Source organism: Streptomyces sp. NRRL F-525, from assembly GCF_000716605.1.
GTDB lineage: Bacteria > Actinomycetota > Actinomycetes > Streptomycetales > Streptomycetaceae > Streptomyces.
Map to the genome: position 1 here is coordinate 25,278 of NZ_JNXE01000004.1, position 13,124 is coordinate 38,401.

Here is a 13,124-nt window from a genome sequence, read left to right on the forward strand (position 1 = left end):
GACGCCGGAAGCCCCTGTCGCAGTGCGGCCCGCGTCACGTCCTCCTGCTTCCCAACCCTCGGGAGAGGCAAGTGACTTCACAACCGCAGGTCCGCACACCCGCGGCTTCGAGACGGACGCGCCGCGCCACCGTCGTCGCCATCGCGACCGTACTGGCGGCGACCGCCGCCCCGGTGGCCACCGCGCAGACCGGCGCCGACCAGGGCGCACCCGACTACTACGACAGCGGTCTCGCGCCGACGCCGTACATGGGCTGGAACACCTACTACGGTCTGGGCGCGCCCACGGAGCAGCAAGTGCGCTCCGTCGCGGACAAGCTGGTCAACAGCGGTCTGCGGGACGCCGGTTACGACATCGTGTGGCTCGACGGCGGCTGGCAGGCCGACAACCCGCGTGACGCGCAAGGGCGATTGGTCGCCAACCCGGAGCGATTCCCGTCCGGTATCCCCGCGTTGGTCTCCTACCTGCACCAGCGCGGCCTGAAGGCCGGCATCTACACCGACGCCGGCACCTACGACGGCGGCAAGAGCTGCGGGCTCGGCAGCAGGGGCCACTACGACGCGGACGCGCGGCAGTTCGCCGGCTGGAAGATCGACGCGGTCAAGGTCGACTTCCTGTGCGGCATCGGCGCCAAGCTCGATCCGGGCCCGGCGTTCAAGGAGTTCAGCGACGCGGTCGCCAAGTCCGGCCGCAAGATGCTGCTGAACCTCTGCAACCCGCTCACCGACGACTGGGGCCTGCCGCACACCCCCGAGCAGGACGCGCACAACACGTACGTCTACGGCCCGACGATCGCCGACTCCTGGCGCACCGGCACGGACATCGCCTGGGGCACCCCGAGCCCAGGCCAGTGGCCCAACATCCTGCGCAACATGGACGCGAACGCCTGGCACCCCGAGGCGCAGGGACCCGGGCACTACAACGACCCGGACTACCTCATCCCCATGCGTCAAATGTCCGACGGCACGCTGGAGTTGACCCAGGAGGAGTCCACCACGCAGTACGTGATGTGGGCCGAGATGGGCTCGCCGCTCGTGCTGGGTTCCGACCCGCGCACCCTGTCGGACTCGATGCTCGCGACTCTGCGCAACCCGGAGATCATCGCCGTCGACCAGGACCCGCTCGCGGTCCAGGGCGTACGCGTGGCCAGCGACTCCGTCGGCGACGTCTACAGCAAGGTCCTCACCGGTGACGGCCGACGCGCGGTCGTCCTGCTCAACCGGTCCGACCAACCCGCCCTGCGCACCGTGCAGTTCGCGGATGCCGGGCTCGGCGGGTCGGTCCGGGTGCGTGACCTGCGGGCTCGCGCCGACCGGGGCACGCACACGGGGTCGTACACCGTCGAGGTCCCGGCGCACGGCACCGCGCTCCTGAAGCTGACGGGGGCGGACGCCCTGCCCGGTACGAATCTGGGTCAGAAGGCCACGGCAAGTCCGGCTGTGGTGCGGGACGGTGACTCGCTGAGCACCTTCCTGCGCGGACCGCACGGCTCGCTCGTCCAGCGGACGGACTCTCGGGTGCGGGATCTCGGCGGTCCCACGAAGGGCGAGATCCTAGGCCAGCCCGCCGCGTACGCCTCGGCCGGCGGCCGGATCGACGTCTTCGTGCGTGGCGCCGACTCCCGGGTGTACCGGCGCGTCTACGTCGGCGGCCGCTGGGGTGCGTGGCAGAGCCTGGGCGGCCGGGTGGCCGACGCGCCGTCGGCGGCGTTCGCCGATCCGGCGCACTGGACGCTGTTCGCCACGGGCACGGACGGGCAGGTCGTGCAGCGTGGCCCGTCGACCGGCTGGACCTCGCTCGGCGCACCCGGTGGCAAGGCGGTGTACGGGCGGCCGTCCGCTGCCGTGGACGCGCAAGGGCAGGTGACGATCGCCGTGCGCAGTGCGGCCGACGACGTGTGGACGCGGTCCCGGGACGCGTCGGGGGAGTGGTCGCCGTGGGCTTCGGTCGGCGGGACCGTCAGCGGGAGTCCGACGCTGGTCGCCGTAGGGGACGCCGTGGTGCTGTACGCGCGGGCCGCCGACTACACGCTCTGGCGGCAGCGGTACGAGAACGGTGCGTGGCAGGGCTGGACCAAGCAACTCGCCTTCCCCAGCGCGGCGTTCGACGGTGCGCTCGGGGCGGTGGCCGGGCCGGGTGGGGCGGTCGACGCGGTGTTCCGCGGAGTCGACGGCTATGTGCACCTGACCCAGTTCAACTAAATTAGTAATTATTCTTGACGTGGTGGGGACGCCACGTGAATCTGGAACCGCGTGCATCTGGATCCGCGCGGGATCCACAGGGAGCCATCCATGACGAACCATCAGCCAGACCGACGCCGGTTCCTCGCGGGACTCGGTGCCGCGGGGACGGCGGCGCTGCTCAGCGGCTGTGTCACCTCGACCTCATCGAGCAAGAGTTCCTCGAAGGGCGCGGTGACCCTCCAGTCCAACCTCTCCGCCCCGCAGGCCAAGGCCGCGATGGAGGACCTCGTCGCTGCCTACGCCAAGAAGGGCTCCGACCGGGCGAGCCTCAACACGGTCGCCGCGGAGACCTTCCGCACCCAGCTGCCGACGTACCTCACCTCGGCCAACCCGCCGGACGTGTACACCTGGTACCCCGGCTCGGTGGCGGACGCGTACGCCAAGAAGAACCTGCTGCTCGACCTCGACGAGGCATGGACCTCCTCGCCCGACCTCAAGCGCTATTCGAAGGCGCTCAACTCGCTCTGCACGTCTACGAGTTCGGGCAAGAAGGTCTTCGTGCCCACCACCTACTACTGGTGGGGCATGTTCTACCGGAAGTCCAACTTCGCCAAGTGGGGCGTCAGCGAGCCGAAGAGCTGGGACGAGTTCCTCGACCTGTGCGACAAGCTCAAGAGCAAGGGCGTCACCCCGATCGGGCTGGGCGCCGGCGGCGGCACGGCCTGGGTGGCCTCGGCGTGGTTCGACTACCTCGACATCCGGATCAACGGCGCCGAGTACCACCGCCAACTCCTCGCCGGGAAGCACCGGTTCGACGACCCCGAGGTGCGCAAGGTCTTCGACCGTTGGCAGGAGGTGCTGCCCTACTTCGACCCGAACGGCGCCGCCGTCGCCTTCCAGGACGCCACCACCTCGCTGCTCAACGGCCGCAGCGGCATGATGCTCATCGGCACCTTCTTCGCCGACGCGGCGCCCAAGAACGCTCTCGACGACATCGACTTCTTCCGCTTCCCGATCATCGACCCGAAGGTCCCGCTCGCCGAAGAGGCGCCCACGGACGGCTACTTCGCCAGCGCCCGCACCGGTCGGCACGACCAGGTGATCGACCTGATGAAGTACCTCGCCACCGCCGAGGCCCAGGAGATCTACATCAAGGGCTCCTCCGGCACCGTCCTGCCCTGCAACCCCGCCGCGAAGGACGCCGGCACCGCCCTGGTCACCAAGGGCCGCGAGCACATCGCGGCGGCCACCGAGATCACCCAGTTCTTCAACCGGGACTCCAGCGACGCCCTCCAGCCCACCGCCGACAACGCGCTGACCAAGTTCCTGGCCAAGCCCAAGTCGATCGGGAGCATCCTCACCGACTGGCAGCGCGACGCCGAGAAGATCTGGAACGCCTGACATGGCCGTCCTGACCGCGCCCGACCGGAAGTCCCCGACCCGAACGCCCGCCCCGGGCAAGCGGGTTCGGGGCCCCCGGCGCACACCCCCGCTGGTACTCGCCTTCGTCCTGATCCCGTTGCTCGCCGAGTCCGTGTGGGTGTTCTGGCCCGCCGTGCAGGGCTTCTACCTCGCCCTGACCAAATGGGACGGCGTCTCCCCACCGCAGTTCGTCGGCCTGGGCAACTTCCGGGAGATGGCCCACGACGAGGTCTTCCGCAGCGCGGCCGGCCACACCGTCCTCTGGCTCGTGCTCTTCGGCGGCCTGTCCGCCGTGCTCGGCCTCGCCGCCGCACTCCTCCTCCAACAGGAGCGCCGCGGCGTCGGCTTCTACCGCGCGGCCCTGTTCCTGCCGGTCGTCTTCTCGCTGGTCGCCACCGCCCTGGTCTGGCAGGCGATCTACCAGCCCGACGGCGTCCTCAACCAACTCCTGCAGTCCGTAGGCCTCGGCAGCCTCCGCCACGCCTGGCTCGCCGACCAGGACACCGCCCTCTACGCCGTGATCGTGCCCGCGCTCTGGCGCCAGATCGGCTACGTCATGGTCCTCTACCTGGCCGGCCTCAAGGGCATCGACCCCGCCCTCTATGAGGCCGCCAAGGTGGACGGCGCCAGCGCCTGGCAGCGCCTCCGGCACGTCACGCTGCCCCAACTCCGCAGTGTCAACGCGGTAGTTCTGTCGGTCATCGTCATCGACTCGCTGCGCTCCTTCGACGTCGTGTGGTCGCTGACCCGCGGCGGCCCCTACCACTCCTCCGAGCTGCTGAGCACCTACATGTACTCAACCGCCTTCCAGTCCCTGCGACTTGGCTACGGCTCCGCCCTCGCCGTCGTCATCTTCGTGCTGGCCTTCGGCGTCATCTGCTCCTACCTCGTCCGCGCGTTCCGGGAGGCCGACTGATGTCCGCCAACTCCACGGCCCTGCGCCGCAAGCGCGCCGCGACCGCCGGATTCCACCTCGGCGCGGGCGCGTTGGCGATCCTCTGGCTGCTGCCCATCGCCCTGGTCCTGGTGACCAGCCTGCGCTCCTTCGACGACATCGCCGCCCACGGACTGGGCAGTTGGCCGCACTCCTTCACCTTCGGCAACTTCCACCAGGCCTGGGTGGACGGCGGCCAACAGCGCGCCCTCATCAACAGCCTGATCGTCACCATCCCCTGCGTCCTGATCACACTGGCCCTCGCCGCGATGGCCGCCTTCGCCCTCAGCCGCTACGAAGTCCCCTTCCGCCGCTCCCTGTTGCTCCTCATGCTCGGCGGCAACCTCCTCCCGCCGCAGATCCTCCTCATCCCGGTGTCCAAGCTCAGCGAGGTGATGGGCGTCTTCGACACCCTGCCCGCACTCATCGGCGTGCAGATCGGCTTCGGCGTCGGCTTCTACGTCTTCGTCCTGCACGGATTCATGCGGTCGATCCCGACGGAGATCCAGCAGGCGGCGGTCGTCGACGGCGCCGGCCCCTGGCAGATCTTCTGGCGCATCATCCTGCCGCTGACCCGCCCCGCCCTGGCCGCGCTCAGTGCCCTGTCCTTCACCTGGATCTTCAACGACCTGCTGTGGGCGATCACGGTGCTGCGCAGCGACACCAAGATGCCGATCACCGCCGCCCTCATCGGACTTCAGGGCCAGTTCGTCTCGATGTGGAACGTCATCGCGGCCGGTTCCGTCATCGCCGCCGCCCCCACGGTCGCCGTGTTCCTCCGCTTCCAGCGGCACTTCGTGGCCGGGCTCAACCTCGGGGCGGTCAAGTGACGTACCAGCGCTGGACCTTGCGCACGGAGAACACCAGCTACACCGTGCGCCTGTCCCCGGACGGCCCCTGGGCCGAACTCGACGCATGGGGCCCGCTCGGCGTCGAGGACGGTCCCTCCGCCCTGGACTGGTCGAGGCGCACACACTTCATCACCCCCGCCGACGCGGCACCGGCCGAGTATCTGCCGTACGGACTACGGCCGTTCACCGGCTCGGAGCTGGTGGCGTCCCGTCCGGACGGCGACGACCGGGGCGTGTGGTGGGAGTTCGCCGGGGCCGAAGAGGACGAGGGCGCGCTACGACTCACCTTCCACGACGAGCAATTGGGCCTCTGTACCGTCCTGCACTACGAGACCGTGCCAGGCACAGACGTGATCCTCCGCTGGACGGAGTTCACCGCCGCTGCTCAGGAAATGCGCTTGGAGCGCCTCGACTCGGCCGCCGTGAACATCCCCGTCACTGGCGTTGCCCGCCTGACGTACCTCACGGGCCAGTGGTCGCAGGAGTTCCAGCGCACCCAACTCGACCTGCCCAGAGGCACGTTCAGTATCGGCAGCCTGCAAGGCGCACCGGGACACGCGTACGCGCCCTGGCTCGCGGTGCAGGACGGCGAGTCGCCGGCCGCCTACGGCATCGCCCTCGCCTGGCCCGGCAACTGGCACATCACCGCCGAGGCCGAACCCGGCGGCGCCGTGCGGGTGAGGGCGGGCCGTGTCCCCCACGAGGGAGCAGTGCTCCTCGCCCCCCGCGAGACCCTCGCCACCCCCCAACTCGCCTGCGCCTTCAGCCCGGAGGGACTCGACGGGCTGTCCCGCGTCTGGCACCGCTACGAACGACACCTCACCGGCGAACGCCTGCACCGCCCCCGCAAGGTCCTCTACAACTCCTGGGAGGCCACCGGCTTCGACGTCGACGCGGCCGCGCAACGGGAGCTGGCGAAGACGGCCGCCGACATCGGCACCGAGCTGTTCGTCGTGGACGACGGCTGGTTCACCGGGCGCGGCGACGACACCGGGGGACTGGGTGACTGGTGGCCGGACCCGGCGGCCTTCCCACTGGGCTTCGACCAATTCATCGCGGACGTAAGGACGTTGGGCCTGGACTTCGGTCTGTGGATAGAGCCCGAGGCCGTGAGCCCGGGGAGCCGTCTGTACGCCGAACACCCCGAGTGGGTCTACCGGATCGAGGGCCGCCCCGGCCGACTCGTCCGCAACCAACTCCTCCTCGACCTCGGCCGGACCGACGTCCAGGACTTCGTGATCGAGACGCTCGACCGGCTCCTCGGCACGTACGACATCAGCTATTTGAAGTGGGACATGAACCGCCCGCCCACCGAGCGAGGCCGTCCCGGTGCAGGCCGCGTCGACCTCGACGCCGAGCATGTCGCCGGATACCTGCGCGTTCTCGACCACCTCCGTTCGGCCCACCCGGACGTCACCGTCGAGGGCTGCGCGGGCGGCGGCGGGCGGATCGAGCATGCGACGATCGCGCGTACGGACGTGGTGTGGCCCAGCGACAACACCGCACCGCTGGACCGGCTTTCGACCCAGTACGGCTTCCTGCACGCGCACGCCCCGCACGTCATGAGCTCGTGGGTCACCGACGCGCCCGGCGTCTTCGATCCGCGCCCGCGCAGTCTCGCCTTCCGGTTCGTCAACGCCATGTGCGGGGTGCTGGGCATCGGCGCCGACCTGCGCGCGTGGACGCCGGAGCAGCGGGCCGAGGCGGCCTGGTGGATCGGCCGGTACAAGGAGGCGCGGGAGGTGATCCACCATGGCGAGGCACGGCTTCTTGGCACGCCGGAGGAGCCGAGCTGCGGAGTGCAGTACGACGCCGGGGACCGGACCGTCGTAGCAGCGCTGAGCACCGGGCGTCTCGACGGCGCCCCGCTCGTGCCGGGGCGGATGGACCGGCTTCGGCTGCGGGGACTGGACGCGACGGCGCGTTACCGGGACGCGGCGACCGGGACGTCGTACAGCGGAGCGCATCTGCTGCACTACGGGCTGCCGTTCGCGTGGAGTGCCGATCATGACGCGGACCTGGTCGTGCTGATACGCGAGTGAGCCCCTTATGTTTCCAGCAGGCCTCTCCAGCAAGACCTTGCCCGTGAGAGACGCGAAGGACGCGAGACCCGAAGGAGTCGAACCTCGATGGACCAGTCCGTACGACGGCACGGCGCCCGTTTCACCGGACGCACGGCCGTGGTCACCGGAGCGGCCTCCGGCATCGGAGCCGCCACGGCCGTACGCCTCGCCGAGGAGGGAGCCGCCGTCGTGCTCGCCGATGTCGCCGAGGAGCGGGGCGAGTTGGTGGCGGAGCGGATCGTCAAGGACGGCGGGCGGGCGCGGTTCGTGGCTGCCGATGTCGCCGTCGAGGACGACTGGGCGCGGATCGTCGGCGCCGCGCACACCTTCGGGCCTGTCGACGTCCTCGTGAGCAACGCTTTCACCGTTGAAGTCACCCCGGCCCACGAGATGACCCTGCCGTCCTGGCAACGGCAGCTCGACGTCAATCTGACCGGCAGTTTCCTCGGGTTCCGGGCGGTGCTGCCCGATCTGGAGGAGCGGCGGGGTTCGGTGGTTCTGACCTCGTCCGTGCACGCCCACAAGGGCATTCCCGGGCATCCCGCCTACGCCGCCGCCAAGGGCGCGCTGCTCTCCCTCTGCAGCCAACTCGCCGTCGAATACGGGCCAGTTGTGCGCGTCAACGCCGTGCTTCCGGGTCCGATACTGACCGCCGCCTGGGACCGGGTGCCGCCCGAGGAACGGGAACGCAGCATCGCCGAGACGGCCGCACGCCGCTTCGGCACCCCCGAGGAAGTGGCCGCGGCCATCGCGTTCCTCAGCGCCGACGAAGCCTCCTACATCACCGGGACGAGTCTCGTGGTGGACGGCGGCTGGAGCGTCGTCAAGGCCTCCGCATGACCACGCTCCCCAACCAGCAGAAAGGCTGTACGACATGACGCCCTATGCCCGTCGAGGCGTCCACGGCCAGACCGTGGAACTCCTCGCCCGCCGCATCCTGGGCGGTGAGATCGCCGAAGGCGCCACGCTCGATCTCGTGGCGCTGCAGAGCGAGTTGGACGTGAGCCTGACCGCGCTGCGCGAGTCGCTGAAGGTGCTCGCGGCCAAGGGGATGGTCGACGCCCGGCAGCGGCGCGGCACCTTCGTGCGCCCCCGTGCCGAGTGGAACCTGCTCGACGCCGATGTCCTGCGCTGGCAGTTCGAGGGTGCCTCCACCAGCGAGTCGGACCGGGCGCTGCTGCACAACCTCGCCGAGGTGCGCGCCATCATCGAACCGGCCGCCGTACGCCTGGCCGCCCAGCGCCGAACCGACGCTGATCTGGCCGCACTTGACGGTGCCCTCGACGCGATGGGGGAGCAGGGCGGCGACGCCGCCCATGCCGTCGAGGCCGACCTCGCCTTCCACCGCGCCCTGCTCGCCGCCACCCACAACGAACTCCTCGAACGCATGGAGATGGTGATCGAGTCCGGCCTCGCACACCGCGACCGGATCGTGCACAGCGCCCCGCACAGCGAGGACCCGGTCCCCGCCCACCGCGCCGTCCTGGACGCCGTACGCGACCAGGACCCGCAGGCCGCCGAGGCCGCGATGCGCGCCCTGCTGGACCAGGCCGGCCGCGACCTGGACCGGCTGGACGACTCCGAAGAGGAGGGTTCCCACGTGGACTCCGCACAGGACTCCGAAGAAACGGAAGGCTCCCGGTCTCAGTGAAGATCACCCGTGTCGAGACCTTCCTCGTCCCGCCCCGCTGGCTGTTCTGCCGCGTCGAGACCGACGAGGGCGTCGTCGGCTGGGGCGAACCGGTCGTCGAAGGGCGCGCCGAGGTCGTCCGCGCCGCTGTGGACGTGCTGGCCGAACACCTCGTCGGCCAGGACCCGTTGCGCATCCAGGACCACTGGCAGGTCATGTCCAAGGGCGGCTTCTACCGGGGCGGCCCGATCCTCTCCAGCGCCGTCGCGGGCCTCGACCAGGCCTTGTGGGACATCGCCGGGAAGACCTACGGCGCCCCCGTGCACGCCCTGTTGGGCGGTCCCGTGCGCGACCGCGTCCGGGTCTACGCCTGGGTCGGCGGCGACGAACCCGCCCAACTCCGCGAGCAGATAGCCGCCCAGGTCGAGGCCGGTTTCACCGCCGTGAAGATGAACGCGGCCGGAGCCACCTCACCGATCCCCACCCCCGCCGAGACCGCCGCGGTCGTCGCCCGCGTGGCCGCCGCCCGCGAGGCACTCGGCCCCGACCGCGACGTCGCCGTCGACTTCCACGGCCGCTTCACCGCCGCCGGCGCCCGCCGCGTCCTCGCCGAACTCGCCCCGCTGCACCCGCTGTTCGTCGAGGAACCCGTCCTGCCCGAGCACGGTCGTCAACTCGCCGGTCTGGTCGAATCGAGTCCCGTACCGCTCGCCACCGGCGAACGCCTCTACGGACGCGGCGAGTTCCTGCCCATACTCGCCGCGGGCATCGCCGTCGTCCAGCCCGACCTGTCCCACGCCGGCGGCATCTCGGAGGTCCACCGCATCGCCTCCCTCGCGGAGGCCTACGGCGCTCAACTCGCCCCGCACTGCCCCCTCGGCCCGATCGCGCTGGCGGCGAGTCTCCAGGTCGCGTTCGCCACCCCCAACTTCCTTATCCAGGAGCAGAGTCGGGGCATCCATTACAACAAGGATGCCGACCTGCTGTCCTACCTCGTCGACCCGGCACCGTTCCGGTTTGTCGACGGCCACGCCCTGCGCGGTGACGCCCCCGGCCTCGGCATCACGGTCGACGAGGCCGCCGTACGGGCCGCCGACCGGACCGGCCACGCCTGGCGCAACCCCGTGTGGCGGCACCCCGACGGCTCCTTCGCGGAGTGGTGACCGTGCCGTTGGACATCGTTATCGACCGTGCCCACGGCGGGCGTTGGACCTCGCTGCGGGCGGCAGGGCGTGAGTGGCTGTGGCGGCGCGAGGCTCCGGAGCGCGACAACGTTTCCCCCGGTGACACCTTCGTGGACGCGGGCGGGCTGGAGGAGTGCATACCGACGGTCCGGGGTGCTCCCGACCACGGTGACGCCTGGTCAAGAACCTGGACTCGGGAGGGAGTTGCGGATGTCCTCCACTGCGATCGCTTTACATTGGCGCGGACTGTGCGTGCGACCGACGATGGGGCCGAGGTCGACTACGTCCTGACGGCCGACACGGGCTTCCGCTTTGTATGGGCCGCGCATGCTCTGCTCGACCTCTCCGACCGTGCGTCTCTGCGCATTCGTGATGGAGCAGGTACGCGGCTATTCCCTGAAGCGGCGCGGCTGTTGGAGCGGGAGTGGCCGGACGGTGCCTCATGGGTGGAGGGTGACTGGCCCGCACCGTGCGGACTGCGCCTGGACCGGTTGGGTCCGGATGACGGGACCGCCGTAGGGGCGGTTGTGGACGCTTCCCACTGCTGCGTCCATGACCAGGCCGACCGGCTTTCCCTCGCCATCGAGGCCGACGGGCAGCCCGTGTCCATGGCGCTGTGGCGCAACCTGGGCGGTTGTCCCGCTCAACACCCCTATCGGAGCACGGGCGTTGAACCGATGCTCGGCCGCGTCTTCGACCTCGCCGAGGCCGGCACTGATGACGCCGCCCGGGTACCCGCCTCGGGCGAAGTGCGGTGGCGGCTGACGCTGGCCGCGAACTGCCGTTGTGCCTGAACCGACCTGCACAGGAAGGGAATTCGTCACATGGATCTGCGAGCGGCCCTGGCCGCACACCGCCTCGTCGCGATCATCCGCGGCACCGATCCCGAGGCCGCGGTACGCACCGTACTGACCCTCGCCGAGGAGGGCGTCGAACTGATCGAGGTCTCCCTGACCGGTACGGACGCCCTGTCCGTCATCGAGCGGGCCCGCAAGGAACTCGGCCCCGACAGGCCGTTGGGCGCCGGTACCGTCCTGACCGCCGACGATGCCCGCGCCGCCCATCGAGCCGGCGCGAACTTCGCCGTCACCCCCGCGCTCGGGGACGGCATCCGCGAGGCGCGGCGGCTCGAACTGCCGGTGATCGCGGGGGTGTTGACCCCCACCGAGATCCTCGCCGCACGCCCCCTCGATGTCGCCGCGCTGAAGATCTTCCCTGCTGCCGAGGCCGGCGGTCCCGCCTATCTCAAGGCATTGCGCGGACCGTTCCCGCGCGAGGTGTTCGTGCCGGTGGGCGGCGTGGACGAGGTGGCCGCGCGGGAGTATCTGAACGCCGGGGCGACCGCCGTCGGCGTCGGCTCACCCCTCGTCGGCGACGCGGCCGACGGCGGCAGCCTGACCGCGCTGCGCGCCCGAACTCGCGCTCTGCTGACCGTCGTAGAGGAAGTCTCGTCCGTGCGGGAGGTGTCATGACGAACGGATGGGAGTCGGCCGGAGGTGGGGTCGTCTGTATCGGGGAGACCATGGCGGCCCTTGCTCCCGACCCGTCCTCGTCGCTGGAGTGCGCTGAGGATCTGCGGGTGTCGGTGGCCGGGGCCGAGTCGAATGTGGCCATGTATCTGGCCGACTTGGGGATTCCCGTCTCGTGGCTCTCGGCCGTGGGCGACGACCCGTTGGGGCGGCGCGTGCTCGCGGAGGTCGGGGCCGCCGGTGTCGATGTGAGTGGTGTGCGGTGTGATCCGGAGCGGCCCACGGGGCTGCTTGTGAAGGAGCCGAACGGTTCGCAGACCCGGGTCCACTACTACCGGGGCAACTCGGCGGCCTCGGCGATGGGCCCCGATGTGCTCGACGACGACAAGCTGAGATCGGCCGCTGTACTCCATCTCACGGGCGTGACACCGGCGTTGTCCCCGTCCTGCCGGAGCCTGGTGACCACCGCGCTCAGTGTCCCGGCCGCTGAACGGCCGTACGCCATCAGCTTCGATGTCAACCACCGCCCCGCGCTGTGGCCGCCGGGTACGGCCGCCACCGTGCTGCGCGATCTGGCCGAGCTCGCCGACATCACCTTCGTCGGGCTCGACGAAGCGCGGGAGTTGTGGGGCGCGGAACTCGAACCGGCCGACGTACGGGGGCTGTTGCCGCAGCCGCGCCTGCTCGTCGTCAAGGACGGCGGCCATTCCGCCGTCGCCTTCAGTGACGAAGGCGTACGGATCGTGCCCGCGCTGGACACGGACGTGGTGGAACCCGTCGGTGCGGGCGACGCGTTCGCGGCCGGGGTTCTGGCCGGGCTGCTGCGCGGGGACGGCATAGAGCGTGCGCTGCGGTTGGGACACATCACGGCCGCCTCGGCGCTTCAAGTGACGGCCGATCATGGCCCGTTGCCGGACAGCGCGCGGATCGAGTGGCTTCTTGAGCTTCCGGCGAGCGAGTGGGCTGCCGGGAGCAGTTTCTGTGGGTGACCAGGCGCGTCATCGTGCTCGGTCAACGATGGGGTGAGGCGTCGACGTCGCCCGGACCAGGTACGGCATCCATGGTGCTGGGAGTGGGGGACACCGAGGGGCGGTTCGCGGGACCGACCGGTGGTTCCCGGACCTCGTGGAGCGCCAGGAACAGCACGCCGATCACCGCTGCGGCCACGACGAGCAATGCGACGGCGGTACGGCGGACGGGGTGGAGGGCCGGGAGCCGGAACAGCCGGGGCCGACTGGTCGGCGGGGTCGCGGGACGCAGTGCGTACAGGTCGACGGAGTCGGCCCGGGCACGCAGGGCGTTGCGCAGCCGTTCTTCGAGGGGGTCCGGAGGGAGGCCGGAACCGAGGTCCTGCTCGATCATCGGAACGCCTCCGGGGTCACGCGTGT

The 13,124-nt window shown here is 70.4% G+C and carries 12 protein-coding genes; 11 read left to right on the forward strand and 1 reads right to left on the reverse strand.

Annotated features, from left to right (window positions below):
• Nucleotides 1–71: 71 nt before the first annotated feature.
• The 11 genes from OO69_RS07295 to OO69_RS07345 all read left to right on the forward strand — a co-directional run bounded on the left by OO69_RS07295 (nucleotide 72) and on the right by OO69_RS07345 (nucleotide 12,725).
• The gene (locus tag OO69_RS07295; protein ID WP_033279634.1) at nucleotides 72–2,201 is read left to right on the forward strand and encodes a glycoside hydrolase family 27 protein; all 2,130 of its coding nucleotides are present in this window, start codon (nucleotides 72–74) and stop codon (nucleotides 2,199–2,201) included.
• A 90-nt stretch (nucleotides 2,202–2,291) separates the two neighbouring features.
• Nucleotides 2,292–3,584 (forward strand): ABC transporter substrate-binding protein, encoded by a 1,293-nt coding sequence (locus OO69_RS07300; protein WP_033279635.1) that lies wholly within the window; start codon nucleotides 2,292–2,294, stop codon nucleotides 3,582–3,584.
• A gap of 1 nt (nucleotide 3,585) precedes the next feature.
• The gene (locus tag OO69_RS07305; RefSeq protein ID WP_033279636.1) at nucleotides 3,586–4,521 is read left to right on the forward strand and encodes a carbohydrate ABC transporter permease; all 936 of its coding nucleotides are present in this window, start codon (nucleotides 3,586–3,588) and stop codon (nucleotides 4,519–4,521) included.
• Complete coding sequence (locus OO69_RS07310; RefSeq protein ID WP_033279637.1) at nucleotides 4,521–5,369, forward strand: carbohydrate ABC transporter permease; 849 nt, start codon at nucleotides 4,521–4,523, stop codon at nucleotides 5,367–5,369. Before OO69_RS07305 ends, OO69_RS07310 begins: the two co-directional genes overlap by 1 nt.
• Nucleotides 5,366–7,432, forward strand: coding sequence for an alpha-galactosidase (locus OO69_RS07315; RefSeq protein WP_033279638.1), 2,067 nt, complete (start codon nucleotides 5,366–5,368; stop codon nucleotides 7,430–7,432). Before OO69_RS07310 ends, OO69_RS07315 begins: the two co-directional genes overlap by 4 nt.
• Nucleotides 7,433–7,519: 87 nt before the next feature.
• Nucleotides 7,520–8,293, forward strand: a complete 774-nt coding sequence (locus tag OO69_RS07320) for an SDR family NAD(P)-dependent oxidoreductase (RefSeq protein ID WP_033279639.1) — start codon at nucleotides 7,520–7,522, stop codon at nucleotides 8,291–8,293.
• A 34-nt stretch (nucleotides 8,294–8,327) separates the two neighbouring features.
• The gene (locus OO69_RS07325; RefSeq protein WP_033279640.1) at nucleotides 8,328–9,104 is read left to right on the forward strand and encodes a FadR/GntR family transcriptional regulator; all 777 of its coding nucleotides are present in this window, start codon (nucleotides 8,328–8,330) and stop codon (nucleotides 9,102–9,104) included.
• Nucleotides 9,101–10,246, forward strand: a complete 1,146-nt coding sequence (gene dgoD / locus OO69_RS07330; RefSeq protein ID WP_033279641.1) for a galactonate dehydratase — start codon at nucleotides 9,101–9,103, stop codon at nucleotides 10,244–10,246. The genes OO69_RS07325 and dgoD overlap by 4 nt, the downstream gene beginning before the upstream one ends.
• Complete coding sequence (locus tag OO69_RS07335; protein WP_033279642.1) at nucleotides 10,243–11,061, forward strand: hypothetical protein; 819 nt, start codon at nucleotides 10,243–10,245, stop codon at nucleotides 11,059–11,061. Before dgoD ends, OO69_RS07335 begins: the two co-directional genes overlap by 4 nt.
• A gap of 30 nt (nucleotides 11,062–11,091) precedes the next feature.
• Nucleotides 11,092–11,739 (forward strand): bifunctional 4-hydroxy-2-oxoglutarate aldolase/2-dehydro-3-deoxy-phosphogluconate aldolase, encoded by a 648-nt coding sequence (locus OO69_RS07340; protein ID WP_033279643.1) that lies wholly within the window; start codon nucleotides 11,092–11,094, stop codon nucleotides 11,737–11,739.
• A complete protein-coding gene (locus OO69_RS07345; RefSeq protein WP_033279644.1) occupies nucleotides 11,736–12,725 on the forward strand; it encodes a sugar kinase in 990 nt (329 codons plus the stop codon). Before OO69_RS07340 ends, OO69_RS07345 begins: the two co-directional genes overlap by 4 nt.
• Before the next feature lie 22 nt (nucleotides 12,726–12,747).
• Here the strand turns inward: OO69_RS07345 and OO69_RS07350 are convergent, their stop codons facing one another.
• Nucleotides 12,748–13,098, reverse strand: coding sequence for a hypothetical protein (locus OO69_RS07350; RefSeq protein WP_033279645.1), 351 nt, complete (start codon nucleotides 13,096–13,098; stop codon nucleotides 12,748–12,750).
• Nucleotides 13,099–13,124 lie beyond the last annotated feature (26 nt).

What these genes read in the sequence shown, in the direction of transcription:
- OO69_RS07320 (WP_033279639.1), top strand. Translation starts at nt 7,520, where the DNA reads ATGGACCAGTCCGTACGACGGCACGGCGCCCGTTTCACCGGACGCACG.
- OO69_RS07340 (WP_033279643.1), top strand. Translation starts at nt 11,092, where the DNA reads ATGGATCTGCGAGCGGCCCTGGCCGCACACCGCCTCGTCGCGATCATC.
- OO69_RS07300 (WP_033279635.1), top strand. Translation starts at nt 2,292, where the DNA reads ATGACGAACCATCAGCCAGACCGACGCCGGTTCCTCGCGGGACTCGGT.
- OO69_RS07345 (WP_033279644.1), top strand. Translation starts at nt 11,736, where the DNA reads ATGACGAACGGATGGGAGTCGGCCGGAGGTGGGGTCGTCTGTATCGGG.
- OO69_RS07325 (WP_033279640.1), top strand. Translation starts at nt 8,328, where the DNA reads ATGACGCCCTATGCCCGTCGAGGCGTCCACGGCCAGACCGTGGAACTC.
- OO69_RS07305 (WP_033279636.1), top strand. Translation starts at nt 3,586, where the DNA reads ATGGCCGTCCTGACCGCGCCCGACCGGAAGTCCCCGACCCGAACGCCC.
- OO69_RS07350 (WP_033279645.1), bottom strand. Translation starts at nt 13,098, where the DNA reads ATGATCGAGCAGGACCTCGGTTCCGGCCTCCCTCCGGACCCCCTCGAA.
- OO69_RS07310 (WP_033279637.1), top strand. Translation starts at nt 4,521, where the DNA reads ATGTCCGCCAACTCCACGGCCCTGCGCCGCAAGCGCGCCGCGACCGCC.